Origin of the sequence: Streptomyces sp. NPDC005483 (genome assembly GCF_040606035.1) — a bacterium.
Lineage (GTDB): Bacteria > Actinomycetota > Actinomycetes > Streptomycetales > Streptomycetaceae > Streptomyces.
In genome coordinates this window covers 1-25552 of record NZ_JBEXEA010000023.1, presented here as the reverse complement: position 1 = coordinate 25552, position 25552 = coordinate 1, and the positions used below count along the sequence as shown (strand labels likewise).

At 70.6% G+C, this 25552-nt stretch carries 26 protein-coding genes; 13 read left to right on the top strand and 13 right to left on the bottom strand.

The genetic code is table 11. The annotated features are described in order from the left end of the window. Positions 1 to 218: 218 nt before the first annotated feature. Positions 219 to 728, bottom strand: coding sequence for a flavin reductase family protein (locus ABZT06_RS34925; RefSeq protein ID WP_355750313.1), 510 nt, complete (start codon positions 726 to 728; stop codon positions 219 to 221). A gap of 207 nt (positions 729 to 935) precedes the next feature. Further along, positions 936 to 1349: a thioredoxin family protein gene (locus tag ABZT06_RS34920; protein ID WP_355750545.1), complete on the bottom strand. Its 414-nt coding sequence runs from the start codon at positions 1347 to 1349 to the stop codon at positions 936 to 938. Positions 1350 to 1424: 75 nt separating this feature from the next. Here ABZT06_RS34920 and ABZT06_RS34915 point away from each other — a divergent pair, with 75 nt between their 5' ends. Both ABZT06_RS34915 and ABZT06_RS34910 read left to right on the top strand, forming a co-directional pair. Beyond that, positions 1425 to 1841 carry a DUF4395 domain-containing protein gene (locus ABZT06_RS34915; RefSeq protein ID WP_355750310.1) on the top strand — a complete coding sequence of 139 codons (417 nt, stop codon included), beginning with the start codon at positions 1425 to 1427 and terminating at the stop codon, positions 1839 to 1841. Positions 1842 to 2025: 184 nt separating this feature from the next. Continuing rightward, the gene (locus ABZT06_RS34910) at positions 2026 to 2754 is read left to right on the top strand and encodes a lysophospholipid acyltransferase family protein (RefSeq protein WP_355750307.1); all 729 of its coding nucleotides are present in this window, start codon (positions 2026 to 2028) and stop codon (positions 2752 to 2754) included. A gap of 87 nt (positions 2755 to 2841) precedes the next feature. On the opposite strand, the gene ABZT06_RS34905 is transcribed toward ABZT06_RS34910, so the two are convergent. The 5 genes from ABZT06_RS34905 to ABZT06_RS34885 form a co-directional block, all read right to left on the bottom strand. Further along, complete coding sequence (locus tag ABZT06_RS34905) at positions 2842 to 3414, bottom strand: transglutaminase family protein (protein WP_355750303.1); 573 nt, start codon at positions 3412 to 3414, stop codon at positions 2842 to 2844. Between the two features lie 43 nt (positions 3415 to 3457). Next, a complete protein-coding gene (locus tag ABZT06_RS34900; RefSeq protein ID WP_355750300.1) occupies positions 3458 to 3994 on the bottom strand; it encodes a GNAT family N-acetyltransferase in 537 nt (178 codons plus the stop codon). A gap of 380 nt (positions 3995 to 4374) precedes the next feature. After that, the gene (locus tag ABZT06_RS34895) at positions 4375 to 5445 is read right to left on the bottom strand and encodes a low specificity L-threonine aldolase (protein ID WP_355750297.1); all 1071 of its coding nucleotides are present in this window, start codon (positions 5443 to 5445) and stop codon (positions 4375 to 4377) included. Then, the gene (locus ABZT06_RS34890) at positions 5442 to 6191 is read right to left on the bottom strand and encodes an SDR family oxidoreductase (protein WP_355750294.1); all 750 of its coding nucleotides are present in this window, start codon (positions 6189 to 6191) and stop codon (positions 5442 to 5444) included. Before ABZT06_RS34890 ends, ABZT06_RS34895 begins: the two co-directional genes overlap by 4 nt. A gap of 83 nt (positions 6192 to 6274) precedes the next feature. Next, a complete protein-coding gene (locus ABZT06_RS34885) occupies positions 6275 to 7672 on the bottom strand; it encodes a DUF6421 family protein (RefSeq protein WP_355750292.1) in 1398 nt (465 codons plus the stop codon). A gap of 270 nt (positions 7673 to 7942) precedes the next feature. On the opposite strand from ABZT06_RS34885, the gene ABZT06_RS34880 reads away from it, so the two are divergent. Beyond that, a complete protein-coding gene (locus tag ABZT06_RS34880) occupies positions 7943 to 8626 on the top strand; it encodes a glycerophosphodiester phosphodiesterase family protein (protein WP_355750289.1) in 684 nt (227 codons plus the stop codon). A gap of 51 nt (positions 8627 to 8677) precedes the next feature. On the opposite strand, the gene ABZT06_RS34875 is transcribed toward ABZT06_RS34880, so the two are convergent. Further along, on the bottom strand, positions 8678 to 9214 hold the full coding sequence (locus ABZT06_RS34875; protein WP_355750285.1) for a GNAT family N-acetyltransferase: 537 nt from the start codon (positions 9212 to 9214) through the stop codon (positions 8678 to 8680). Positions 9215 to 9285: 71 nt separating this feature from the next. Between ABZT06_RS34875 and ABZT06_RS34870 the strand changes: the two genes are divergently transcribed. After that, a complete protein-coding gene (locus ABZT06_RS34870) occupies positions 9286 to 9678 on the top strand; it encodes a VOC family protein (protein WP_355750282.1) in 393 nt (130 codons plus the stop codon). 107 nt (positions 9679 to 9785) lie between these two features. Next, complete coding sequence (locus tag ABZT06_RS34865; protein ID WP_355750279.1) at positions 9786 to 11108, top strand: diacylglycerol kinase family protein; 1323 nt, start codon at positions 9786 to 9788, stop codon at positions 11106 to 11108. Positions 11109 to 11135: 27 nt separating this feature from the next. On the opposite strand, the gene ABZT06_RS34860 is transcribed toward ABZT06_RS34865, so the two are convergent. The 3 genes from ABZT06_RS34860 to ABZT06_RS34850 all read right to left on the bottom strand — a co-directional run bounded on the left by ABZT06_RS34860 (position 11136) and on the right by ABZT06_RS34850 (position 16015). Continuing rightward, positions 11136 to 13739, bottom strand: a complete 2604-nt coding sequence (locus ABZT06_RS34860) for a cellulosome protein (protein ID WP_355750276.1) — start codon at positions 13737 to 13739, stop codon at positions 11136 to 11138. 123 nt (positions 13740 to 13862) lie between these two features. After that, positions 13863 to 14402 carry a MarR family transcriptional regulator gene (locus ABZT06_RS34855; protein WP_355750273.1) on the bottom strand — a complete coding sequence of 180 codons (540 nt, stop codon included), beginning with the start codon at positions 14400 to 14402 and terminating at the stop codon, positions 13863 to 13865. Next, complete coding sequence (locus ABZT06_RS34850) at positions 14399 to 16015, bottom strand: FUSC family protein (RefSeq protein ID WP_355750270.1); 1617 nt, start codon at positions 16013 to 16015, stop codon at positions 14399 to 14401. Before ABZT06_RS34850 ends, ABZT06_RS34855 begins: the two co-directional genes overlap by 4 nt. Positions 16016 to 16175: 160 nt before the next feature. On the opposite strand from ABZT06_RS34850, the gene ABZT06_RS34845 reads away from it, so the two are divergent. The 5 genes from ABZT06_RS34845 to ABZT06_RS34825 all read left to right on the top strand — a co-directional run bounded on the left by ABZT06_RS34845 (position 16176) and on the right by ABZT06_RS34825 (position 19622). Continuing rightward, entirely contained in the window at positions 16176 to 16706 is a 531-nt protein-coding gene (locus ABZT06_RS34845) for a DUF5134 domain-containing protein (RefSeq protein WP_355750267.1), read from the top strand. Between the two features lie 127 nt (positions 16707 to 16833). After that, entirely contained in the window at positions 16834 to 17505 is a 672-nt protein-coding gene (locus ABZT06_RS34840) for a phosphatase PAP2 family protein (RefSeq protein ID WP_355750264.1), read from the top strand. Next, entirely contained in the window at positions 17502 to 18020 is a 519-nt protein-coding gene (locus tag ABZT06_RS34835; RefSeq protein ID WP_355750261.1) for a hypothetical protein, read from the top strand. The genes ABZT06_RS34840 and ABZT06_RS34835 overlap by 4 nt, the downstream gene beginning before the upstream one ends. Before the next feature lie 9 nt (positions 18021 to 18029). Beyond that, positions 18030 to 18722: an HAD-IA family hydrolase gene (locus ABZT06_RS34830; protein ID WP_355750258.1), complete on the top strand. Its 693-nt coding sequence runs from the start codon at positions 18030 to 18032 to the stop codon at positions 18720 to 18722. Between the two features lie 225 nt (positions 18723 to 18947). After that, positions 18948 to 19622: a helix-turn-helix domain-containing protein gene (locus ABZT06_RS34825; protein ID WP_355750255.1), complete on the top strand. Its 675-nt coding sequence runs from the start codon at positions 18948 to 18950 to the stop codon at positions 19620 to 19622. Here ABZT06_RS34825 and ABZT06_RS34820 read toward each other — a convergent pair. Further along, positions 19610 to 21112, bottom strand: a complete 1503-nt coding sequence (locus ABZT06_RS34820; RefSeq protein ID WP_355750253.1) for a hypothetical protein — start codon at positions 21110 to 21112, stop codon at positions 19610 to 19612. The genes ABZT06_RS34825 and ABZT06_RS34820 overlap by 13 nt on opposite strands. Before the next feature lie 119 nt (positions 21113 to 21231). On the opposite strand from ABZT06_RS34820, the gene ABZT06_RS34815 reads away from it, so the two are divergent. Then, positions 21232 to 21891 (top strand): DUF305 domain-containing protein, encoded by a 660-nt coding sequence (locus tag ABZT06_RS34815; protein WP_355750542.1) that lies wholly within the window; start codon positions 21232 to 21234, stop codon positions 21889 to 21891. Positions 21892 to 21998: 107 nt separating this feature from the next. Here the strand turns inward: ABZT06_RS34815 and ABZT06_RS34810 are convergent, their stop codons facing one another. Further along, positions 21999 to 22454, bottom strand: coding sequence for a DUF6214 family protein (locus ABZT06_RS34810; protein ID WP_355750250.1), 456 nt, complete (start codon positions 22452 to 22454; stop codon positions 21999 to 22001). Positions 22455 to 22612: 158 nt separating this feature from the next. Here ABZT06_RS34810 and ABZT06_RS34805 point away from each other — a divergent pair, with 158 nt between their 5' ends. Further along, the gene (locus ABZT06_RS34805) at positions 22613 to 23947 is read left to right on the top strand and encodes an FAD-dependent oxidoreductase (protein WP_355750247.1); all 1335 of its coding nucleotides are present in this window, start codon (positions 22613 to 22615) and stop codon (positions 23945 to 23947) included. A gap of 125 nt (positions 23948 to 24072) precedes the next feature. Further along, positions 24073 to 25461 carry a nucleobase:cation symporter-2 family protein gene (locus ABZT06_RS34800; RefSeq protein WP_355750244.1) on the top strand — a complete coding sequence of 463 codons (1389 nt, stop codon included), beginning with the start codon at positions 24073 to 24075 and terminating at the stop codon, positions 25459 to 25461. Positions 25462 to 25552 lie beyond the last annotated feature (91 nt).

Genomic DNA, 25552 nt, shown 5'->3' with positions numbered 1-25552 from the left:
CTCTCCTACTGCATCGTCATTTCTCAGCTGCCTCTTGCAGGCAGCATAGGCGCCTCATGCGGCCGATCCCGGTCGGGGCGGCTGCGCTCCGACCGCAATATTACTCACCAGTACATCCAGTTCTTGCCCGCTAAGCAAGCGCTTTGAACTGTGACCTGTGCAACGCAGCGTAATCGGAACTCGACCGCCCCGCACCAGCGGAAGCGCCGATGAGCCGATCAGTCGCGCAGGCCGTTGAACCGACCCTGGTGGTAGAGCAGCGGCCGGCCGGTGCCCGCGGGGTCACCGAGCCTCACCTCGGCCAGCACGATGCGGTGATCACCGGCGGGCACGCGCGCGTGTACCCGGCACACCAGCCAGGCGAGCACGCCGTCGAGGACGGGGACGCCCTCGGGACCCTCGCGCCAGGCGGTGGGCGCGCCGAAACGGTCGGCGCCACTGCGGGCGAAGGTGGCGGCCAGCTCCTCCTGGTGCTCGCCGAGTATGTGCACGCCGACGTGACCGGCCCGGGAGATCGCGGGCCAGCTGGAGGCTCCCGTGCCGATCCCGAAGGACAGCATGGGGGGTTCGGCGGAGACGGAGGCGAGGGAGGTGGCGGTGAAGCCGACCGGGCCGGCGTCACCGCTCGCGGTGATCACGGCGACGCCTGCCGCATGCCGCCGGAAGACGGAGCGCAGGAGGTCGGGAGAGGCGAGCTGGTGGCTGCCGAGGTCGGACGTGGCCGTCATGCGGTGTTCCTTCTGCGAGGAGTGTCGAGCTGGACCGTGGCTGCTCAACAGGCCGGACAGCGCGCGCTCGCGGTGCGGGCCAGGTCGACGTGGACCCGCCCGAACAGAAGGAGTTCCGTAGGCATACGGTCAGGCTGACGATAGGTGCCGTACACAGTCAAGTGAGTACCGACATATGGGAGATGCCTCACCGTGCGCCCACCGGCCTCAGACCGCCTCCCCGATCGCCGCTATGACGTCCGCCTTGCGCGGCTGGCCGGTGGCGCGCCGCACGACCCTGCCGTCGGCGTCGAGGACCAGTACGGTCGGCGTCTTGAGGATGTCGAGTTCACGGACCAGGTCGAGGTTCTTCTCGGCGTCGATCTCGACGTGGGCCACACCCGGGACCATGCCCGCGACCTCGCCGAGGACCCGCCGGGTCGCCCGGCAGGGCGCGCAGAAGGCGCTGGAGAACTGGACCAGCGTGGCTCGTTCACCGAGGTCCTCTCCCAACTCGGCCGCGCCGAGCTTCTTCCCGTCGTCGCGCCCGCGCACCCTCACCCTCCCGCTCCGCCGCTTCTGCAGCACCCCATAGGCGCTCGCCGCCGCGAGCACCACCACGCACACCACAAGTCCGGTCATCACCTGCACAAGCATTCACGAGACTGCAAAGATTCCCGCCTCCCTCCCGTCTGTCCGTTGCGGAATGCTTGATTCATGGACATTGACGTACGAGGGCCGCGCTTCGGAGCGGCCGTGACGACCGTCGTTCTGGCGGCCGCTCTGATCACGGGCAGCTTCTGGCTGCTGGCCTGGCAGACGCTGGCGTTCGCGCTGGGGGCGGCGGGCGGGGTGGGCCGCTCGCCGTACGGCCTGCTGTTCCGGAAGGTCGTACGGCCGCGGATCGGACCGCCGACCGAGTTCGAGGCACCGGAACCGCCCCGGTTCGCCCAGGCTGTGGGCCTCTCCTTCGCGGCCGTCGGACTCGTGGGCTACGGGATCGGACCGGCGTGGCTCGGACTCGCCGCCACCGGAGCGGCACTCGCGGCAGCCTTTCTCAACGCCACGTTCAGTTACTGCCTGGGGTGCGAGATGTACCTGCTCGTCAGGCGGGTGACGGTACGCGCGGAGTAAAGGCGGTTTAAAAAGAGCAGGACGGATCACACGACCGACGTGACGAGAATCTCTCCCTGGGCGGGCACCAAGACTGGCTCCCCGTCCGTTCTTCGGGCACGATCTGCGAGATGCCGTAAACCTACGGCTGCGTAACTTAATGCCGGGAACTTCCCAGGCAGAGCAGGAAGGGCTCACCCCGCCCATGGCAGAGCTTGTCTACCGTCCCGTCGTCGGATTCGCCCAGGCGCTGTTCAAGGTCTGGGACCTCAAGATCGACTGCAAGGGTTCGGAGAACATCCCGCGCTCGGGCGGCGCCGTACTGGTGAGCAACCACATCAGCTACCTGGACTTCGTCTTCAACGGCCTGGCCGCGCTCCCGCAGAAACGTCTCGTGCGTTTCATGGCGAAGGAGTCGGTTTTCCGCCACAAGGTCTCCGGTCCGCTGATGCGCGGGATGAAGCACATCCCGGTCGACCGCGCGCAGGGCGAGACGGCGTACGCCCACGCCCTGGAGTCGCTGCGGTCGGGCGAGATCGTCGGGGTCTTCCCGGAGGCGACGATCTCGCCGTCCTTCACGCTGAAGAGCTTCAAGTCGGGTGCGGCGCGGATGGCGCAGGAGGCGGGTGTCCCCCTGATCCCGATGGCCGTCTGGGGCACGCAGCGGCTGTGGACTAAGGGGCACCCCCGCAACTTCAAGCGCAGCCACATCCCGATCACGATGCGGGTCGGGGAGGCGATCGAGGCTTCCCGGGACAAGTACGCCGGTGCCATCACACGGCAGGTCCGGGAGCGGGTCAACGAGCTCCTCGAAGCCGCGCAGCGCGCGTATCCGGTGCGGCCGAAGGGGCCGGACGACACATGGTGGATGCCGGCGCATCTCGGAGGGACGGCGCCTACGCCGGAAGCGGTGCGTGAGGCTGAGGCGCGGTAGTACGTTCGGCCGCGCGTTCGTGGGGGCCGGACGCGCGGTTCACCGCGCCCCTGAACGGGCGCGTCCGGGACGGGGCCATCAGGTGCTTCAGAGGCCCCCGGGGAGCGTTTTCCAGAGGTACGGGCGGTCGGGGGCGGCCTTGAGGGTGCTCAGGACGGCGGGGTGCGGTTCCGCGTACAGGTCCGGGTAGTCCCTCTCGTCGGACCCCGGTTCGGGCGTGAAGGCCAGCCGCTCGCCGTCCAGGGAGAACTGGGCGTCCACCCCCGGCTTGTTGCCCCGGGGGTCCTGGCGGTGCCAGGCGCCGTTGAACCGCACGGCGACCAGACCGTGCACCACGTCGAACTTCTGGTAGCAGAGCGCGGCCGGGATGTCCTCGGCGCGCAGCAGCGCGGCCAGTGCGTGGGCCTTGGCGTAACAGATGCCGGTGCCCTGCTCCAGGACGTCGGAGGCCCGCCAGGTGACGCGGAGATCCCCGGAGTCCTGGGAGTGCGGGATGGTGTCGCGGACGAACTCGAAGGCCAGCCGCGCATAGTCATACGAGTCGAACGCCTCCTTGGCGAGCCGGGCGGCCACCTCTCGGACGACCGGGTGGTCGTGGTCGATGGCCTCATCGGCTGCCAAGTACGCGGAAAGGTCGGGGGTCTTCTGGATCAGCTCCATGCCCGCAGAGCATAGGAAGACGATCACCCTGCCGTCAATGAATTTACGCTACTCGGTATATGTATGCGGCGTAGCAGTGGACGGTCACCACCTGGGACGTGCTCCATCGCTGCTCGACCGTGGCGAGCCTCGTCCAGCCCAGCCGTTCGTACAGGGCCGCCGCGGCGGTGTCGGACGCGACGACGTCGAGCACCGGGTGCAGCCCGCGGTGCCGTGCTTCCCGCACGACCCGGCCCATCAGCAGGGCGCCGATCCCGTGCCCTCTCGCCTGCGGGGCGACGAACAACCGGCCGACCACCGCGGCCTGTTGACTGCTCGTGCCGTTACGCTCGCTCCAGAGGGCAGGGGCCAGGTCGCCTCCGGTGCTGCGGGAGAGACCGACGTGGCCCACCACCCGGCCGTCCAGATCGGCCACCCAACTGCCCAGCCCCGAGGCCGGAGTCAGCCAATCACCGGGCAGGGCAGGCCAGTTCACCGGATAACCGTCGCGACGGTGCACCTCCGCCAGCGCCCGCGCACATGCTTCGACGTCGTCATCGGTCCTCGGCCGGACCCGAGGCTGGGATTTGGATGTGTCCACACCGGCATGCAAGCACAGCAGGGCCGCAGGGGCCCCAGCCACGTCACCCGCCGTGTCAGCTGCTATCGGCACCGCTCCCCCGCCTCGGAGCCGCACGCACCAGCCATGCGCAACTCGGCCCGGATGCAGGGTTGTTGCAGCCGGGCAGATCCGCCGGACTCAACTCGGCCCGGACGCGCGCTTCGTTGCCGCCGGCCGACCCGATCCGCCGGACACGCCTAGCGCGCCATCTCCTCCTTCAGCGCCGCCACGAACGACGACGCCATCAGCCCTCGCCCGAACCCCGGCCCCCGCCTCCCAGCCGCACAACACCAGACCCGCTCAACTCGGCCCGGACGCGCGCTTCGTTGCCGCCGGCCGACCCGATCCGCCGGACACGCCTAGCGCGCCATCTCCTCCTTCAGTGCCGCTACGAACGCGTCCACGTCGTCCTCGGTGGTGTCGAAGGCGCACATCCAGCGGACGACGCCCGCTGCCTCGTCCCAGAAGTAGAAGCGGAAGCGCTTCTGGAGGCGCTCGCTCACGTCGTGCGGGAGTTTGGCGAAGACGCCGTTGGCCTGGACCGGGTAGAGGATCTCGACGCCGTGGACGGCACGGACACCCTCGGCCAGACGCTGGGCCATCTCGTTGGCGTGGCGGGCGTTGCGCAGCCACAGGTCCTTCGCGAGCAGGGCCTCCAACTGCACCGAAACGAACCGCATCTTGGAGGCGAGCTGCATGGACAGCTTGCGCAGGTGCTTCATGTGGGAGACCGCGTCCTGGTTGATCACCACGACCGCCTCGCCGAACAGCGCGCCGTTCTTCGTCCCGCCCAGGGAGAGGATGTCGACGCCGACCGCGTTGGTGAACGTCCGCATCGGGACGTCGAGGGAGGCGGCCGCGTTGGCTATGCGGGAGCCGTCCAGGTGGACCTTCATGCCGTGGGCGTGGGCGTGGTCGCAGATCGCGCGGATCTCGTCCGGCGTGTAGAGCGTGCCGAGCTCCGTGGACTGGGTGATCGAGACGACCTGCGGCATCGCGCGGTGCTCGTCGTCCCAGCCGTAGGCCTGCTTGTCGATCAGGTCGGGCGTGAGCTTGCCGTCCGGGGTGGGCACGGTGAGCAGCTTGAGGCCGCCCATGCGCTCGGGGGCGCCGCCCTCGTCCACGTTGATGTGCGCGCTCTCGGCGCAGATCACCGCGCCCCACCGGTCGGTGACCGCCTGGAGCGCGACGACGTTGGCACCGGTGCCGTTGAAGACCGGGAACGCCTCGGCCGTGGCCCCGAAGTGGCTGCGGACGACGCCCTGGAGGTTCTCCGTGTAGTCGTCCTCGCCGTAGGCGACCTGGTGCCCGCCGTTGGCCAGGGCCAGGGCGGCGAGCACCTCCGGGTGGGCCCCGGCGTAGTTGTCGCTGGCGAAGCCGCGGATCTCCGGGTCGTGATGGCGACGGGCGTCGGTCTTCGGGGGGGTCACGGCTTCTCGGTGAGCCACAGACGGTTTCCGTTCACTTCGGCGGCGGGCTTGTCCCAGACGGCGACGATGGCCTCGGCCAGTTCCTTGACGTCCGTGAAGCCCGCGAACTTCGCGTTGGGCCGTTCGGCGCGCATGGCCTCGTGCACCAGTGCCTTCACCACCAGGATCGCAGCCGCGGAGGTCGGCCCCTCGGTGCCCCCGGCCTTGCGGAAGGCGTCGGCGAGAGCGAGCGTCCAGGCCTCGGCGGCGGCCTTGGCGGCGGCGTACGAGGCGTTGCCCGCGGTCGGCTTCGTCGCACCGGCGGCGCTGATCAGGAGGTAGCGGCCGCGCTCGCTGCGCTGCAGGCCCTCGTAGAAGGCGAGGGAGGTGTGCTGCACCGTGCGGATGAGCAGCAGCTCCAGGAAGTCCCAGTCGTCCAGGCTCGACTTGATGAAGGTTTCGCTGCCGCGCCAGCCGCCGACGAGGTGGACCAGTCCGTCGACACGGCCGAACTCCTTCTCGATGTGCGCGGCCCAGTCACGGGTGGAGTCCAGGTCGAGCAGATCGACCGGCTCACCGGTCACGGTGGCGCCGCCCGAGGCGTAGCTCGCCGCGTCCACGGCCTCCGCGAGCCGCTCCGGGTCGTTGTCCGCGCCGACGACGGTCGCGCCCGCCTCGGCCAGCCGCAGCAGTGTCGCTCGGCCCGCGGGCCCGCCCGCGCCCGCCACCGCGATCACCGCACCGCTGAGAGCTCCGTTCCCCACCATCTTCTTCGCCTCCTGAGCTGCCGCCGGAGCGGCCTGAGCAGCCGCCTGAACGGCCTGTGCAGTGTTCCCGGTGCCGCGCTCGCTCACGCGGCGACCCGCTCGGCGCTCGTAGCAGTGATGCCCCGGGTCGAGGCGATCACATGACGAAGCTTCTTGGAGAGGGCCTCATAGAACATGCTCAGCGGAAACTCGTCCGGAAGCACGTCATCGACGAGTTTCCGGGGCGGCAGCGACAGGTCGAGGGCGTCGGGGCCCTTGGCCCACTTGGATCCCGGGTGCGGGGCGAGGTAGGTGGAGACGAGGTCGTAGCCGGCGAACCAGTGGACGAGCTTCGGGCGGTCGATGCCGTCGCGGTAGAGCTGCTCGATGTCGGCGCACAGCTGGTTGGTGACCTCGGGGGCGCGCTGCCAGTCGATGAACAGCTTGTTGTCGGTCCAGCGGACGACGTCGTGCTTGTGCAGGTAGGCGAAGAGGAGCTGGCCGCCGAGCCCGTCGTAGTTGCGCACCCGCTCGCCGGTGACCGGGAAGCGGAACATGCGGTCGAAGAGGACCGCGTACTGCACGTCACGGGCCTGCGGGACGCCGTCGGCCTCCAGCTTCACGGCCTCCTTGAAGGCGGTGAGGTCGCAGCGCAGCTCCTCGAGGCCGTACATCCAGAACGGCTGGCGCTGCTTGATCATGAACGGGTCGAAGGGCAGGTCGCCGTGGCTGTGGGTGCGGTCGTGGACCATGTCCCACAGGACGAAGGCCTCCTCGCAGCGCTTCTGGTCGTGGACCATCGCAGCGACGTCCTCGGGCAGCTCGACGCCCAGGACCTCGACGGCCGCGTCGGTGACCCGGCGGAAGCGGGCGGCCTCGCGGTCGCAGAAGATACCGCCCCAGGAGAATCGTTCCGGCGCCTCGCGCACGGCGATGGTCTCCGGGAACAGGACGGCCGAGTTGGTGTCGTAGCCGGCCGTGAAGTCCTCGAACTTGATGCCGCAGAACAGCGGGTTGTCGTAGCGCGTGCGCTCCAGTTCGGCCAGCCACTCGGGCCAGACCATGCGCAGCACGACCGCCTCCAGGTTGCGGTCCGGGTTGCCGTTCTGCGTGTACATCGGGAAGACGACCAGGTGCTGGAGGCCGTCCGCGCGGTTCGCGGCGGGCTGGAAGGCCAGCAGGGAGTCGAGGAAGTCGGGCACCTCGAAGCCGCCCTCGGACCAGCGCAGGAGGTCCTTGACGAGCGCGGCGTGGTAGTCCGCGTCGTGCGGCAGCAGGGGCGACAGCTCCTGCACCGCGTCGACGACACGCCGCACGGCGGCCTCGGCGTCCGCGCGCGCGGGTGCGGCCTCGGCCGCGAGGTCGATCGACCCGTCCTTGGACTGCCATGGCCGGATCCGCTCCACGGCATCCTTGAGCACGGGCCATGCCGGGTGCTCCACCACCCTGGTCACGGGAGGAACCTGGTCCCCCGAAGCCGCCTGCACAAGAATTTCCGTCATGTCCCATCCTCCACGGGAGAAGCTCGCGTATGGAGACCGTATACATACGAGCTTCCGCCCAGCAAGAGCGGTTACGGGAAGTTATCCTGCACACCCCAATGGTCACCGAACTTTTTCCTGTCGAGTGCCATGAACGCCGCGATTCCGGGTAGGAGATCCCGCTCCCCACACGTCACCGCGATCCCTCGTGTACGCACGGGTCCATCACACGGCGTAGCCGTTAGGCTGCGGCTCTGCACCGAGCCGCCGTCGACGGAAGCGAGTTGAACCTTGAACTTCCTTACCATCGGTCATCGCGGGGTCATGGGTACCGAACCCGAGAACACCCTCCGTTCCTTCGTCGCCGCCCAGCAGGCCGGCCTCGACGTCATCGAACTCGATCTGCATCTGAGCAAGGACGGCGCCCTCGTCGTCATGCACGACACCGACGTGGACCGCACGACCGACGGAACCGGCCCGATCGCCGAGAAGACCCTCACCGAGCTGCGCGCCCTGGACGCGGGCCGCGGAGAACGTGTCCCGGTGTTCGAGGAGGTCCTGGACGCCGTGCGCTCGCCGCTCCAGGCCGAGATCAAGGACGTCGCGGCGGCCCGTGCGCTGGCCGAGGTCATGCTCCGGCGGGATCTGGTCTCCCGGGTCGAGGTGTCCTCGTTCCACGACGAGGCGATCGCCGAGGTCGGCCGGCTGGTGCCCGGCGTACGGACCGCGCTGATCGGCAGCCGGTTCGGCCCCGACATCGTGGAGCGAGCCGTCGAGGCCGGTGCGGCGACGGTCTGCCTGAACATCCGCCGGCTGACCCTGGAGGTCGTGGAGGCGGCCCGCAAAGCGGACCTGAAGATCGTCGGCTGGGTGGTGAACACCCAGGACCATCTGCGGCTGGTGCGGGCCCTGGAGCTGGACGGCGCGACGACCGACTACCCGGAGATCAAGCGCACCGGCCGCTTCACCGCGTGAGCCGCGTGAGCCGCGTGAGCCGTGGACATCACGGGACTCGCGGCAGGAACGTCACACCAGCGGCTTGACCAGCAGCTCGAACCGCAGGTCGTCGCGCTGCGGAACGCCGAAGCGCTCGTCGCCGTACGGGAAGGGCGTCATCTGTCCCGTACGGCGGTAGCCGCGCCGCTCGTACCAGGCGATGAGGTCCTCGCGCACGGAGATCACGGTCATGTGCATCTCGGTGACACCCCAGGTCTCCCGGGCGATCCGCTCCGCCTCCGCGATGATCACCTTGCCGAGGCCGCCGCCCTGGAGCGTGGGGCTGACCGCGAACATCCCGAAGTACGCGTAGGTGCCCCGGTGTTCGAGCTGACAGCAGGCGACGACCTGCCCGTCCCGCTCCACCGTCAGCAGCCGGCTGTCGGGCGACTTGATGACCGCGAGCACACCCTCCGGGTCCGTCCGCTGCCCTTCGAGGATGTCCGCCTCGGTGGTCCACCCGGCCCGGCTGTCGTCCCCGCGGTACGCCGACTCGACCAGCGCGACGAGGGTGTCCACATCGGCGTCGGTGGCGTCACGGAAGGTGAGGCCGGCGGTGGTCTCCATGGGGCGCATCTCCACTTCAGGGGCACGACTCGGGCACGGTCGAGAGTAGCGCCCCGGATAGGCTCGCCCGCATGGTGCACGTACTGAGCGGCCGCGTCCTGCTGCGGCCCACGGATCCGGATCGTTCCCGAGTCTTCTACGGCGACCAGCTGGGCCTCGCCGTGTACCGCGAGTTCGGCACGGGGCCGGAGCGGGGCACCGTCTACTTCCTCGGCGGCGGGTTCCTGGAGTTGTCGGGACGCTCCGAGGCTCCGCCGGCCGCGGATGTCCGGCTGTGGCTCCAGGTCGCGGACGTGACCGCGGCGCACGAGGAACTGCTGGCCAAGGGTGTCGAGATCGTGCGGCTCCCGGTGAAGGAGCCGTGGGGACTGGTCGAGATGTGGGTGGCGGACCCGGACGGCACACCGATCGTGCTGGTGGAGGTGCCGGCGGACCATCCGATCCGGTACCGCCCCGGAATCTGAGCCCGGCGTCCACCGGCCGGCATCACGCGTGGTGCCGGCCGTTCCGACGACTTGGATATGCTCCGCCGACCGCCGTGGCCCGAGGGCGTCGAGCAGTGGAGGAGCACATGAGGGTGGACGTGAACGCCCCGGCCTTTCGCGGGCAGCGATGGGCGGCCAGGACTTCCCTGGCAACGGCCGCCCTCGCGGTGCTGCTGCCCCTCGCCTACGGCGGTCTCGGCGGCGTTCTCCTACTGGCGGCCGGGCTCGCGGGCGCGGCCGTCACGGCGGCGGCGGTGTGGTGGACGCTGACGCGGCGCGGCCCGGAGCGCTGGCTGGCAGCGGCGCTCACGGTCGTCGTCCCCGCCCTCGTGCTCGTCCTCTTCGTGGTCACCCTGGGATGGGTGCTCGTGCTCGCGCCGGTGCTGTGGAGTGTGGCCGTGTGGAGCGGGCGCTACGCCCTGCGCAGCACCGGCACCCGCCCGAAGCGTATGAAGGAGCACCGGGCGCGTTCGGTGCGGCGGCCCTTCCTGATCATGAACCCCCGCTCCGGGGGCGGGAAGGTCGAGCGGTTCCGGCTGCGGGAGAAGGCCGAACAGCTGGGCGCGCAGGTGGTGCTGCTCGACCCGGAGGAGCACCAGGACGTGACCGCGCTGGCACGGGCGGCCGTGGCGGAGGGCGCGGACCTGCTCGGCGTCGCGGGCGGCGACGGCACCCAGGCGCTGGTCGCCGCCGTCGCCGCGGAACACGGCCTGCCGTTCCTCGTGATCTCCGCCGGTACCCGCAACCACTTCGCCATGGACCTCGGACTCGACCGCACCGACCCCGCAACGTGCCTCGACGCGCTCACCGATGGTGTCGAACTCCGGGTGGATCTCGGCTTCGTGGCGGACCACCCGTTCGTCAACAACGCCTCCTTCGGCGCGTACGCGGCGGTCGTCCAGAGTCCCGCCTACCGCGACGACAAGATCGGCACCACTCTGGAGCTTCTGCCCGACCTGCTGACCCGGCAGCGCGGCCCGCATCTGACCGCGCGGATCGACGCCATCACGATCGACGGCCCGCAGGCGGTGCTGGTGAGCAACAACGCCTACCGGACCGGTGATCCCGTGGGCCTCGGCCGCCGCGAGCGGCTCGACTCCGGGCTGCTCGGCATCCTCGGCGTCAGGGTGGACAGTGCGGCCGAGGCGGCGGCACTCCTGCTCGACCCCGATCCGGAGGGCCTCTCGGTGCTGTCCGCGCGCGAGGTGGTCGTCTCCGCCGACCAGCCGGAGATCGAGGTCGGCGTCGACGGGGAATCCCTGGTCCTGCCCATCCCGGTCCACTGCCGTATCGCGCCCGGCGTCCTCCGCGTCCGCGTCCCGCGGAAACGACCTGGAGTGCCGGTTGCACAACCCCGCCTGAACTGGCGCCGGTTGCGCAAGCTTGCGGCGCCGGCCGGGCGGGCGTGAGTCTCGGCACGACGCGACCGACCCGCTTTACGGGAGAGGCGTGTCAGCCTCCGCCGGGGCGAGCGGTGTCACCGTCACCTGGTCGATGACGGGGGCGTGGGCGGAGCGCTGCCCGAACTCGTTCCTGGTGTCGCCTGCGAAGTCGGGGAGTTCGTCGGCGGTGAAGGTGAGCGTGTTGAGGCCCGGGCGCAGGGTGACCGGCACGGACAGGTTCCAGAAGTTGTTGAAGTGGAAGGTGGTGGGGAACAGGACGCGGTGCGCGGGGGCGCCGTTGACGGAGACGTCGGCGTGGCGGCAGACGGGGTCGGGGTTGTAGTGGGTGGACGGGGGCTGCTCGCCGTTGGAGTAGCGGATCGTCAGCGCGTGGCGTCCGGCGCGGTCCGCCGTGACCGTGAGGGTGAGCGCATTGGCGGGCCCGGCGCCGACGCCGTCTACCGCCTTGCCGCCCGTGGCGTACGGGTATCCGGTCACCCTCGCCGCTCCGGTCAGGGCGCCTTCCTCGGCGGCGTACACGGTCGCGGGCAGCAGTCCGCGCGAAGGGGCGATCCGCAGCCGGTCGACGATCAGACGGTCCGAAGTGCCGGTGACCGTGACCTTGTTGACGCCTTCGGCGAGGAAGAGCGGTACGGCGCCGCGCTCGACGCGGCCCACCTCCTCGCCGTTGACGCTCAGCACGCCCTCGCCGGGCCCGAGCACGTCGACGGTCACGGAGGCCTCGCCGTCGTCGGCCGCGTACGCCCAGAAGGTGACGGTGCCGCCCCGCGGGAGCACGGCGACCCCGGGCCCCGAGGCGCCGCGGTGCGCGTGGCTGACCCGGGCCCCGCCGCCGAGGTCCGCGAACTCGGCGTCGTACAGCGCGGTTTCGTCCTCCTCTCGCAGCACGACGTCCAGCTTGTCGACGACCGCGTCGCCCTTGGTGACCCCGAGGTCGGGGTCCTGGGCCGCGAGGGTGATCCGGTGGCGGCCCGCGGTCAGCTCCACCCGGGTGTCGGTATGGCCCCACACCGCCGGCTTGTAGCCGAGCGGCAGCCGCAGTTCGCGCGGGTCCTCACCGTCGACGCGCAGGAAGACGTTGGTGGGGCCCTGCTCGCGCACCAGGTCGGCGAGGTTGTGCGAGCCGGCGAACACCACGAGGTCGTAGGTCCCGTCCTGCGGGACCTCGACGTCGAAGGCGAGCACGCCGTCGGATCCGGTGCGCAGTCCGCCCACGTGGTAGCCGCCGGAGGTGGCGAACCGGTCGACGGCGGACGGGGATCCCTCGGGTCCGTTCTTCGAGTAACCGCCGCCCGTGTAGGTCGCGTCCTCGGCCTCGTACGTCCCCCGCCAGCGCACCGCGGGCGGCAGGGCGACGGCTCCGTTGCCGCCCGGTGAGAGGATCACCTGGTAGGCGGACATCGCGTCGAGATCGGTCAGGGCGAGTGTCACCTTCCCGTCCACGACGGGCAGTTCCTCGTCCCGCAGCCGCAACGGTGGTGCACTTGAACCCACTTGGCCGGTCCAGGGGATCTCCACGAGACGCGCGTGGGCCACGGCGCCGAACACCTCCGCGTCCACGCCCTCGAACACGACGTCCGCCGTGCCGCCCGCGCCCCCGAACAGCGCTCTGGCCTGGCGCTTCTCCCGGTCGAGGGTGGCTACTCCCTGCAGCGTGTACTGCACGTTGGGGTGCGGGGCGACGACCCTGACGGTGTTTCCGGTCAGCTGCCCGTAGGCGTTGTACAGCCACCACTGGCCGTTGGCCCTGTTCGCCTCCACCGCCGAGTCGTTGAGGTTGCCGGCGATGTTCCAGTAGGCGAGGTCGGCGTCGACCTTCGACTCCTCGATCGCGGCGATCCACTGGATCATCTGGCCGGGGACGGAGACGTGGTAGTTGTGCGCGTACTCGTTGATGTTGACGGGCAGCGGGCCGATGCCCAACTCCCGTTCCAGCTCCCGGTACTGGGCGATGTTGGTGCGGACCTCGGCGGGTGAGGACAGCTCGTGCCAGGTGACGATGTCGGGCAGCACGTCGTGCGACTTCGCGAACTCCAGGAAGCCCCTGACCTCGGGGTACAGGACGCAGGTGTTGGGTCCGGCCACGCGCGCGTCCGGGTCGAGGTCCTTGATGAGGCGGTACGCGGCTTCCCAGGCGGCGAAGTAGTGGCCTGGCTCCGTCCGCCAGGAGATCTGGTCGTAGCTCCACTCCCCCTCGCCGAACATGTTGCCCTCGGGCTCGTTGAACGGCACGTACACGACGTGCGACCTCAACTCCCCCAAGGTCAGTACGTGTTCGACCTGGCGGCGGATCACGTCCAGGTGTCCGGCGAGCCGCTCCTCGCCGGTGGCGCCCGGCCACTCGTACGGAAATCCCCGGTAGAAGTCGGGCAGGTAGACGTAGATGTCCTTGCCGCCCGCCGCGACGAAGGGCGGCAGTATCTCCAGGGCGTCGCCGCCCGGGTGCTGGGTGCCGTCCTGGGCCTTGGTCGTCACCGTGCGCGGATACATGCCCTCGACCACGACGCGGCTGGGCACGCCGTCGCCGTAGAGGCCGTAGAGCGTGCCGCTCGCTCCCCCGTGGAAGGGGCCGGTCTCGGTGCCGAGGTCGATGGTGAGCTTCTCGGGGGCGGGGCCTTCGGCTGCCACGGCATCCATCCTTCGTTCGATATTCCGTACGACGATCGATGATCCGCACCGACCTGGACGAACGTAGGAAGCGGGGGCAGACCGCGTCAACCGGCCGCGGGGTTCGGACCTTCCGAAACCGCAGGTCGGGACTCAGGCGCGCAGCACGCCGAGGCTGCCCTCCAACCGGCTGAGCAGCTCCCCCAGGCGGGCGGCGAGTTCGTCCCGTGCCTCGGGGGTCAGGACGGACAGCACGGCCGTCTCGTAGGCCAGTTGCTCGGGCAGGATGCCGTCGACCAGGTCCCGGCCGGCGTCGGTGAGCCGGACGTGGGCGACGCGCCGGTCGCGGGTGTCGCCCCGGCGCTCCACCAGGCCCCGTTCGGTCAGTTGCTTGAGGCGCTTGGTGACGGCGGCGCCGGAGGAGAAGGTCTCGCGGGCCAGGTCGCCGGGGGTGAGCTCGTGGCCGGTGCGCCGCAGCGCGCCGAGCAGGTCGAACTCGGGACGGCTGAGCCCGGCCCGGCGCAGGGGGGCGTCCTCGGCCTGCTGGAGGAGGGCGGCGCAGCGGTTGACACGGCCGATGATCTCCATGGGGCCGGTGTCGAGGCCGGGGTGGACGGTCTGCCACTGCCGGACGACGGCGGCGACGGTGTCGTTCCTCGTCGGGTCCGCCGGTCGTCCGTTCGGTGCCGTCATGGGCGTGCGCCCTCCGCTCTGTGGTGCCGGATCGTCGCGGCGAGCGTACGGTGTCCGGCCTGCTCGGCGCGCACGACCCTCTCCTGTGGCAGGGCCCGCTGCCACCATTCGCCGGACGCGGCCTCGACAGTCGTGCGCAGGTCGACCAGGGCGGTGGCGAGGGCACGGCGGGCGGAGTCCAGGGCGCCGGGGGCCGGGCGCGCCTCGGCCAGGAGGCGGGCGGTGTGTTCCCGGGCGCGCTCCACGGCGGCCAGCGACAGCTCGACCCGATCGCCCGCGCGCCGGTTGGTGACGGCTATGGCGGCGAGGAATCCGACCAGCGCCCCGACGAGGGTGTCCACGACCCGCTCGGTGATCAGCCGGCCCGGCTCCTGGTGTCCGGCGAACTCGGTGATGAGGAGGGCCATGGGGGTCACGCAGATGCTGCCGAGCCAGTAGTTGCGGGCGATGAGTGCCTCGGCGCCGAAGTTGAAGGCGAGGCAGCACAGGACGAGCGCGGCGGGCCCGAGGTGGGCGAGCGGGACGACGACGGCGAACACCAGCACCCCGACGAGGTTGCCGACGACCCGCTGGACGCCCCGACTCCAGGTGAGGGTGACGTTGGCCTGGTAGAGGGAGGCCGCGGTGACCAGGGCCCAGTAGGGGCGGCCGACGCCGAGCGCGAGGGAGACGTAACCGGCCAGGGCACAGCCCAGGGCGGTGCGTACGGCGAGCGGGGCGAGCATGCGCCACACCGGGTGGGTGGCGGGGGCGGTGAGCTCGATCTCCACGCCGAGGAGTTCGTCGTCGTCCGGCGCCTGCGGGACCGGTGCCGTGCCGCGCAGTTCCCGGGCCCAGGCGCGGAGGCGGTCCGGGTCCGCGTCGGCCGGGGCGGCCAGGGCGACCTCGGCGCGGACGACGAGGCGTTCGAGGGCACGCCGGGTCCCGGAGCGGGCGCTGGCCGACAGGAGCGTCTGCCAGGCGGCCTGGACGGCGGCGTGTGCGGTTCCGCTCGCTTGCGAGCGCGGGTTCTCCGCGTACGCGGCAGCCGTGTGCAGGGCGCGGGCGGCGGCCCGTCGTTCCGGGCCGTGCGGCCGGAACAGGCCGGGTGCCATACCCACCAGCCAGGCCCAGGCACCCGCCGCGAGGGCCAGGGCGAGGTGGCCGGGGACCTGGCCGAGGGTCTGCGGGGCGAACAGGGAGGCGGAACTGATGAAGGTCAGGACCACATGGCCGGGCGGGCCGATCCGAGACGCGTCGCAGAGCGTCTTCTGCACGGCGGCCACCAGCGCCCCGACGGTGACCAGCACCACCGCGCTGCCGGTGAGCGAGGCGGCGACCAGGCCGACGCCGAGGCCGGCGACCATGCCGAGCACCACCCAGGCCAGGGCGCGGGCCCGGGCGGCGTAGGGCCGGTGGTGGGCGTACAGGGCGCACAGGGATCCGGCCATGGTGTACATCGCCAGGTCGAGGCGGTCGAGGGCCAGCAGGGTCAGGTTGGGCGGGGCGACCGCGACCACCACGCTCAGGGCGGGCTTGAACCAGATGTCGGAGGGCCCGCCGAGGCGCAGCACGCCGGCCAGCGGGAGACGGCGTACGCGCGGGGTGTCGGTGTGGGGGGTCGCACTGCTCATGAGTCAATACTTTAGCAGGTGTTTTACCTATAAACGATAGCTGGTCCACCCCCCTGACCTGCTGTGCTCTGTCGCACGCTCCCCGCGTACACCCTTGCGCTCGATTGCGCGCCGCATGGCCCGGGCATGCCTTGCCCGACCGTCGAGCGGGGAGGTGGGCGTGCACGGACCGGCTTCGCCCGGCTGGCTGCTGGTCGCGCTCTGCGCGGCGACCGGGGCGTACTGCCTGCTGCGGATGCGCAGCAGCGTCGAGGAGCAGCGCCGGGCCGCGGGCGGTGAGGCGCTGATGGGCTTCGGGATGGCCGCGATGGCCGTACCGGCCACCGTGTTCACACCCCCGGCGTGGGCCTGGCCGCTCTGCGCGGCCGTGTTCGGCGGGGCCGCGCTGCGCGCGCTGTGGGCGGCACGCACGAGCACCCATCATCTGCATCACCTGGTGGGAGCGGGTGCCATGGTCTACATGGCGGTGGTGATGGCGGCCTCCCCCGGCCACCACGGCGGTTCGGGAGTCCCGTTGGTGACCGGCGTACTGCTCCTCTACTTCGCGGGATACGTCCTGCTGTCCGGCGCCCGTCTGATACCGGTGACCGCCGGTGGCGGCACCGTCGGCTGGGGCGACCGTCCCGAACTCTCGCGCGCGTGCCGCTTGTCGATGGGCATCGCGATGGTGGCCATGCTGCTGACGCTCTGACTGCGAACTCCCCCGCTACGCCTCTGTGCATACACCCACGGATGTCAGGGAACCCGGCAACGGACCGTCCAGCCCCTCCATGCCCCGGAATTCGCCTCACATCACACAGGTCGGCGAGGATCGCAGTATGCACACCCCGTCCGTCGACGCCCCGCCCCGTCCGCCGGATCACCGGATCGCCGCCCGCGCGAGCGGTGTCCTCGCCCTGTGCTCGGCGCTGCTGCTCGTGCTGGTCGTGGTCAAGTGGCATCCCCTGCTCACCGTGGACGGCGACATCGCCGACACCACCCACGGCTGGGCGGTCGACGAGCCGGGGCTCACCCATGTCTTCCGCGTCCTCACCGACTGGGTCTGGGACCCCTGGGCGATGCGCCTCCTGGCCGCGGTCGCGGCACTCTGGCTGGTGTGGCGGCGCAACGCCCGCTGGACCGCCGTATGGCTGGTGGCCACCTGCGCAGTGGGCACACTGGTGCAGCAGGTCCTGAAGGCCGCGGTAGGCCGCGAACGCCCCGTCTGGCCCGACCCCGTGGACACCGCGCACTTCGCGGCCTACCCGTCGGGCCACGCCCTGACGGCCACGGTCGTCTGCGGCCTCCTCCTGTGGCTCCTCCACCACTACGGCGCCGGCCGCACCCTGTGGCGCACGGCCCTGGCCCTCGCCGTGATCTCCGTCGTGGGCGTCGGCCTCACCCGCGTCTGGCTCGGCGTCCACTGGCCCTCCGACGTGCTCGGCGGGTGGCTGCTGGGCGCGATGCTCGTGACCCTCGCGGTGACGGCCCACCAGCGGTACCGCCCGTGAAGGACGGCCCGCGCCGGGCCTACGCCTATGTGGGCCCACCCGAGTTGCGCGCGACGATACGGCCGGACAGCGCGGGCCGGACCATCGGTTCCGCCGCCGACCTCGCCACGTGGCTGTCCGGGCGCGGGGCGGCCGAAGCCTCGGAGCCGTTCACCTTCGTCGTCGCCCTCGACGGCCTGCTGCGGCTCGCGCCCCGCAGGAGTGAGCACGTGGCCTGCGCAGGCGGTGCGAAGGTGCTGGCCGCCGGTGAGATGGGGTTCGCGCCGACCGCCGGCGGCTGGGCGGTGCACGAGGTCACCAACCACTCCACGGGCTACTGCCCGGACCTCGATTCCTGGCATGCCGTCGGGAGCGCGCTCGACCTGGCCGGCGTCGAGCACCCCGGCCGGTTCACGCACGGGGTGGTGTTCCGGCGCTGCGAGGTGTGCGGGGAGCGGTCGATCGTGCGCGAGGCGGACTTCGTCTGCGTGTTCTGCGGGAGCGAGCTCTCCGCCGTATGGAACGCAGGCCCGTAAGATCATCACATGCGCGCCGTGTTGTTCGACTTCTCGGGAACCCTCTTCCGGATCGAGTCCACCGGGTCCTGGTTGCGGGCCGTCCTCGACGAGGCGGGACTCGCCCTCGACGAGGACGGGGTGACGCGGACCGCGCAGGAGCTGGAGAACGTGGGGGCGCTGCCCGGTGGGGTGGCGCCGCGGGTGCCGATGCCGGAGGAGCTCGCCGCCGTATGGGGAGTGCGGGACGAGAGCGCCGAGCTGCACCGGGCCGCGTACACCGGGCTCTCGCGGCTCGTCACACTGCCGGATCCGGCCCTGCACGACGCGTTGTACGACCGGCACATGCTCCCCTCCGCCTGGCAGCCGTATCCCGATGCCGCCGAGGTGCTGCGCGCGCTGCGCGAGCGCGGGATCGCGGTGGGCGTGGTCAGCAACATCGGCTGGGACCTGCGTCCGGTCTTCCGTGCGCACGGGCTCGATCCGTACGTCGACGTGTACGTGCTGTCGTACGAACACGGCATCCAGAAGCCCGACCCCCGGCTGTTCAAGACCGCCTGCACGGCACTCGGCGTCGAGCCCCGGGATGTCCTGATGGTCGGCGACGACCGGCGGGCGGACGGCGGCGCGGCGGCCCTGGGCTGCGCGGTGCACTTCGTGGACCATCTGCCGGCGGCGCAGCGGCCCGACGCGCTGCGGCCGGTTCTCGGCCTGGTCGGCTGAGCCCCGGGATCGACGCCCCGACCGCCGTCAGGAAGGTGTCCGAAAACCGGGTGGTCACCCCGCCCGAAAGGTCGCCCGAGGACACCATTGGGGCGTATGCTCGCCCACCCTGGACGATCCCCCGCGTCGCCCAGAGCAGGCAGCACCGGGACCAGGCCTTTCTCGGGCCGGTCCGGACGCGTTGAGTATAGTTGGCTGATAGCCAGTCAACGCAGGAGTTCCAGCATGTCCCCGCGCAGCGCCTCGGTCAATGAAGAGTTGCGCCGCCGTTCCCGGGAGCGGCTCCTGCAGGCGGCACTAGAAGTGGTCTCCGAGCGCGGATACGAGGCAACCACCCTCGGCGACATCGCCGACCGGGCCGGCTCGGCGCGCGGTCTGGTGTCGTACTACTTCCCCGGCAAGCGCCGGCTCGTGCAGTCCGCCGTGCACCGGCTCATGCACCGCACGCTGGAGGAGGCGCTGGAGCGCGAGCCCCGCACCGAGGACGGCCGGGAGCGGATGGCCCGGGCCATCGACGCGGTCCTGGGCCTGGCCCGGGACCGGACGGTGCTGATGCGCCAGCACATGGCCGGGCTGCTGGACACCGACGGCTTCGTGGAGTGCCCCGAGCAGCAGCGCCTCGCCGAACTGCTGCGGGACACGATGGAACGGCACGGTTCACAGACGGTCGAGACCGACTACCCGATGCTGCGCTCGCAGCTCATGGGCGCGGTCTACGCGATGGTCGTACCGAACGTCCCGATGCCGCTCGCGACCCTGCGCGCCGAGCTGTTCACGCGCTACCGGCTCGACTGGGAGCAGGGCGTCCCGCCGGGCACCGAGGCACCCGACGGGACGTACGACACGGATCTGTCGCGTTTCTTCGAGACGGGCCAGGAGTCCGAGGGTCAGTCGAAGTAGTCCGGCTGCGTCTGGACGTTGAGCTCGCCGAGCCGCACCTTCCTGGCCGGGTCCGTCCGCTTGTCACTGAGCTTCAGGACGTCGAAGCCCTTGGCGATGTCGTTGGAGTAGATGTAGCCGTTGTAGTAGTACGCCGACCAGGCCCCGCCGGTCTGCATGGTGCTCGTGTTGAGCGGACCGCGCTCGAAGTAGGCGATCTCCCGGGGCTTCGAGGAGTCGGTGAAGTCCCAGACGGACACGCCTCCCTGGTACCACGCCTGGACCATGAGGTCCTTGCCCTTGACCGGAATCAGCGAGCCGTTGTGGGCCACGCAGTTCTCGGTGTCGGCCTGGTAACGCGGGATCTTGAAGTAGCTGCGGAAGACGAGCTTGCGCTTGTCGCCCTTGCCAACGATGTCGTAGATGCCGTCCGCGCCGCGGTTCGGACCGATCTGCGCGTTGCAGGTGGCCGCACCGCCGCCACCCAACTCGTCGGTGAACACGACCTTGTTGGCCTTCTGGTTGAAGGTCGCCGAGTGCCAGAACGCGAAGTTCACGTTGTCCTGCACCCGGTCGATGACCTTCGGGTGCTCCGGGTCCCTGGTGGAGAACAGGATGCCGTCGCCCATGCAGGCGCCCGCCGCCAGATCCTCGTCCGGGAGCACCGTGATGTCGTGGCAGCCGGTGGTCTTGGAGACGCCCGGGTTGGTGGGCGAACCGGGGTTGCCGCCGCCGTCGGGGCCCTCGCCGGGGAAGAGCACCGGGAAGCCGACGACCGCCGCCTTCTCGGGGGCGTTGCGCGGCACCTTGATGACGGAGATGCCGTCGTGCGGCGGCTGGCAGTCGGGGTAGGCGGCGTTCGGGGAGTACGAGGAGACGTAGATGTAGACGTTCCTGCGCTCGGGCACCAGCGTGTGGGTGTGCGATCCGCAGGCGGTCTCCACGGCGGCGACGTACTTCGGGTTCCTCTTGTCGCTGATGTCGAAGACCTTCATCCCCTCCCACGAGGACTTCTCGGTCACGGGCTGGGTGGTGCTGCTGCAACTGCTGTCACTGCGCGAGGAGTCGGTGGACAGGAACAGCAGGTTGCCGGAGACAGAGATGTCGTTCTGCGAGCCCGGGCAGAGCACCTGAGCGATCGTCTTCGGGGCCTTCGGGTTACTGATGTCGAAGACGCGGAAGCCGTCGTAGTTCCCGGCGAAGGCGTACCTGCCCTGGAAGGCCAGGTCCGAATTGGTGCCCGGCAGTGCGTCCTTGGGGATGTTGACGAGGTGTTCGATGTTGTCGGAGTGGACGATCTCGTCCTGCCCGGGTATCTCGCCGTCGGCGATCGCGGCCTTCACCTCGGCCTCGGTGCTCTTGGAGACTCCCTTGCCCGCCGTCGGACCGTCCCCGGGGTCGGGGGTCGCGACGGCGGGGCCGGCGGTCAGCAGTGCGGCCAGGAAACCCGCGGCGGCCGCGGCAACTCCCAGACGTCTGTGGCGGGTTCGGGACTCTTGCAACAGGATCACTGTTTTCCTCCCTGTGCCGTTCATGTGGAACGGTGCACGCGTCACCGCAGTATCGTCTTCACCATGCACAGATCAACAGGGGGCAACGAACTCGTCATGAAGGGACCAAGGTGACCACTGTGCTTTTCCGCCGCGCGCCGTACGCGACGGCCGCCCTGGCCGCACTGGCAGCCCTGGCCCTCGGGAGCTGCGACTCCGACGCGGACCCGAAGTCCGCCTCGGCGACCGGGCCTTCGGTCCTGGTGCCCGGCAGGCCCGGTGAGGCGAACCGCACGCTGTCCGCCGAGGACGCGGAGGAGCAACGGGCCGACGACGACACCCCCAACTCGGCGGACGTGTCGTACGCGCGGATGATGATCGCGCACCACGCCCAGGCCCTGGAGCTGACCGGACTGGCCCCGCAGCGCGCCGAGTCGGCGAAGCTCAAGGCCCTCGCCGAGCGGATCTCGGCCGCGCAGGGGCCGGAGATCGCCGCGATGCGGGCCTGGCTGAAGGAGTACGGCCAGTCCGAGAAGAGCGAGGCCCACGCGCATGCCGCGATGCCCGGCATGGCGACCGAGGCACAGCTGAAGAAGTTGCGCGCGGCGAAGGGGAAGGCCTTCGACGAGCTCTTCCTCACCCTGATGATCACTCACCACGAGGGGGCGATCACCATGGCGACGGACGTGAAGGGGCAGGGCAACAACGTCCGGATCGAGGAGATGGCGGACGACGTGGTGGCCCAGCAGACGAGCGAGATCGACCGGATGCGGGACATGCTGTCGACCACCCGTCGCTGAGCGACGGGCACCTGCCCGCTGTGGTGCTGCGCTTGCGTCCGGTCCCGCCCTCGGCCCTGTCGATGTGGCCGCACTCGGCGTCGGTTCGGGCACCCGAACTTGCTTGATCAGCGGCGTGCGTGACGAGGTGTCAGGAACCCGGCGTCGCGTGCCTGCGAGATGAGCCGGAGCGACTTGCGGCGGCTGTGCCCGGTCGCGCACATCACGGCGAGGACCGGGTCGACGCCGCCCTCCTGGGCCGCCCGGTATTCCTGAGCGATCAGCCAACGCCCTTCCATGCCACGCGGCCAGGAGGGGCGGGCACGGCTGGCCAACTGCTCCGCGGCCACGGAAGGGGGCGCCCCGCAGGCCTCGAGCAGCGGGCCTTCGATCCAGCTCCCGAGTGCGGCCAGGTCGTCGAGCGAGAGCGCCGGCTTCGCCCGTACGTCCTCCAGGGAGGCGCAGCCCCCGGCCACCACGGCGAGCACGTCCACCTGGGCACCGTCGCCGAAGGCCAAGCGGACGTGGAACCACGAGGTCGCGTCCTCGCCCTCCCACACTTCCCACGCGGGCCACACGGACACGCTGCCGTCCGTCGAACAACGATCAGAAAGATTAAGAAAGGATGCTTCTAGCACACACTCAAGGTAACCGCATGATCACATTCCGCAACGAACGGACACGCGCACTCCTGGCGTGCAGCACCCTGTGAGCGCAGCGTCGATGGTGCGATCCTGAAAGCATGCGTGTCGCCGTCGTCGGCTCCGGGCCCAGCGGGTGCTACACCGCCCAGAGCCTCGTCCAGCTGGATCCCGGCGTGCTCGTCGACGTCCTGGACCGGCTGCCGTGCCCGTACGGCCTGGTGCGCTACGGCGTGGCACCGGACCACGAGAAGATCAAATCGCTCCAGAACAACCTGCGGACGATTCTGGAGCATGAGCGGGTGCGGTTCCTCGGCGGGGTCGAGATCGGCCCCGGCGGGGTGCCGGCCGCGCGGCTGCGCGAGCTGTACCACGCCGTCGTGTACTGCGTGGGCGCCGCTACCGACCGGCATCTGGGAGTTCCGGGCGAGGATCTGCCGGGCAGCTGGTCGGCGACCGAGTTCGTCTCCTGGTACAGCGCGCATCCCGACTCCACCGCCGACGGTTTCGTGGCCGGTGCCCGGTCGGCGGTGGTCATCGGTGTGGGGAACGTCGCGGTCGACGTGACGCGGATGCTGGCGCGCGGGCTCGCCGAGCTCAGCCCCACGGACATGCCGCACTCGGCGCTCGCCGCACTGGCGGCCAGCCGGGTGACGGACATCCACATGGTGGGCCGACGCGGCCCCTCCCAAGCCCGCTTCACCACCAAGGAGCTGCGCGAGCTGGGTGCGCTCCCGGACACCGAAGTGGCCGTACACGCGGAGGAGCTGGCGCTGGACCCGGCCTACCTCGACCCCTCTCCCCTGTCGGCACCGCAGCGCCGGAACGTGGAGGTGCTGCGCGGCTGGGCGGCCGCCGAGTCCGGGCGGTCCCCCCGCAGGATCTCGTTGCGTTTCTTCCTGCGTCCCGTCGAACTCCTCGCCGAGGGCGGCCGCGTGGGCGCGGTGCGCTTCGAGAGGACGGTGCCGGACGGCCGCGGCGGTGTGCGCGGCACCGGTGAATTCGAGGCGATCGAGGCGCAGTTGGTGCTGCGCTCGGTGGGCTATCTCGGAGTGCCGCTGGAGGGACTGCCGTTCGACCCGGCGACGGGAACCGTGCCGCATCTCGCCGGCCGGGTGCTGCGTGCGGGCACGGTGTCGCCGGGCGAGTACGTGGCCGGCTGGATCAAGCGGGGTCCGACGGGGGTCATCGGCACGAACCGGCCATGCGCGAAGGAGACGGCGACGTCGCTGGTCGAGGACGCCGAGACTCTCGTACACAAGAGCCTGCCCGGCGATCCGCTGGCCGGTCTGCGGGCGGAGGGGCTCGATCCCGTCGAGTGGACCGGGTGGCAGGCGATCGAGCGGGCCGAGGCCGCACTCGGCGCCTCGTTGGGCCGGGGCGTGGTGAAACTCCCGGACTGGCAGTCCCTTCGCGACGCCGCTCACGGACTTTAGGGGCGCGGGGCTCTGTCGATCCGCCGCTCCGCTGGGTGGCGGGGGCGGCCGGACCCCACACCGGGCAACGAACCGGCAACACCCCCGAAATCAACAATCTGTTCAAAAGGCTTACGGTCTCGGACATGGCCCACACCACCCCTGTGCACCCCGTAGACGAAGTACCCCCGGTACGGCAGCTCGCCGCCTTCGGCCTCCAGCACGTCCTCGCGATGTACGCGGGCGCCGTGGCCGTCCCCCTGATCGTCGGCAGCGCGATGAAGCTGTCACCGGCGGACCTGGCGTACCTGATCACCGCCGACCTGCTGGTGTGCGGCATCGCCACGCTCATCCAGTGCATCGGCTTCTGGCGCTTCGGCGTACGGCTCCCGATCATGCAGGGCTGCACCTTCGCGGCCGTGTCCCCGATGGTCCTGATCGGCACGACGGGCGGCGGACTCCCGGCGATCTACGGCTCGGTCATCGTCGCGGGCCTCGCGATCATGTTGCTCGCACCGGTCTTCGGCAAGCTGCTGCGCTTCTTCCCGCCGCTGGTCACGGGCACGGTGATCCTGATCATCGGCATCTCCCTGCTGCCGGTCGCGGGCAACTGGGCGGCGGGCGGGGCGGGGTCGGCGGACTTCGGCGCACCGAAGAACATCGCACTGGCCGTCTTCGTACTGGCGGTGGTGCTGGGTGTGCAGCGGTTCGCGCCGGCGTTCCTGAGCCGGATCGCGGTACTGATCGGCATCGCGGTGGGCCTGGTGGTGGCCGTCCCCTTCGGTTTCACGGACTTCGACGGGGTCGGGGACGCGGACTGGGTGGGGATCAGCACGCCGTTCCACTTCGGTGCACCCGCCTTCGAGTTCTCGGCGATCGTGTCGATGCTGGTCGTGGCGCTGGTGACGATGACCGAGACGACCGGTGACCTGATCGCGGTCGGCGAGATGACGGACCGCGCGGTCGAGCCGCGCTCGCTGTCGGACGGCCTGCGCGCCGACGGCCTGTCGACCGTGCTCGGCGGCATCTTCAACACCTTCCCGTATACGGCGTACGCCCAGAACGTGGGCCTGGTCGGCATGACCCGGGTCCGCAGCCGCTGGGTCGTCGCCACGGCCGGCGGCATCCTGGTGCTGCTGGGCCTGCTGCCCAAGCTGGGCGCCGTGGTCGCCGCGATTCCGGCGCCGGTGCTGGGCGGGGCCGGCCTGGTGATGTTCGGGACGGTCGCGGCGAGCGGCCTGAGGACTCTCACCCAGGTGGACTTCAAGGGCAACAACAACCTGACGGTGGTGGCCGTCTCGGTGGCCATGGGCGTGCTGCCGGTCGGGGTGCCGACGATCTACGGGAAGTTCCCCGACTGGTTCCAGACGGTGATGAACAGCGGCATCAGCGCGGGCTGCCTGACGGCGATCGTGCTGAACCTGCTCTTCAACCACCTGCCCGCGAAGGCCGGTTCAGCCGCTCCCGAGCCGGACGGTCTGGCGGGCGGCGGAGTCGGGGAGGGCGTCGGGGTGCCCCGGGAACAGATCGTCTAGTGCTGCCCCGCGCAAGTTCGTGGAGGGGACTGGAGGCCTAGGAGCACACTGAAGATCTTGAAATCGCGCCCGACTTGCACCATTACAGGCT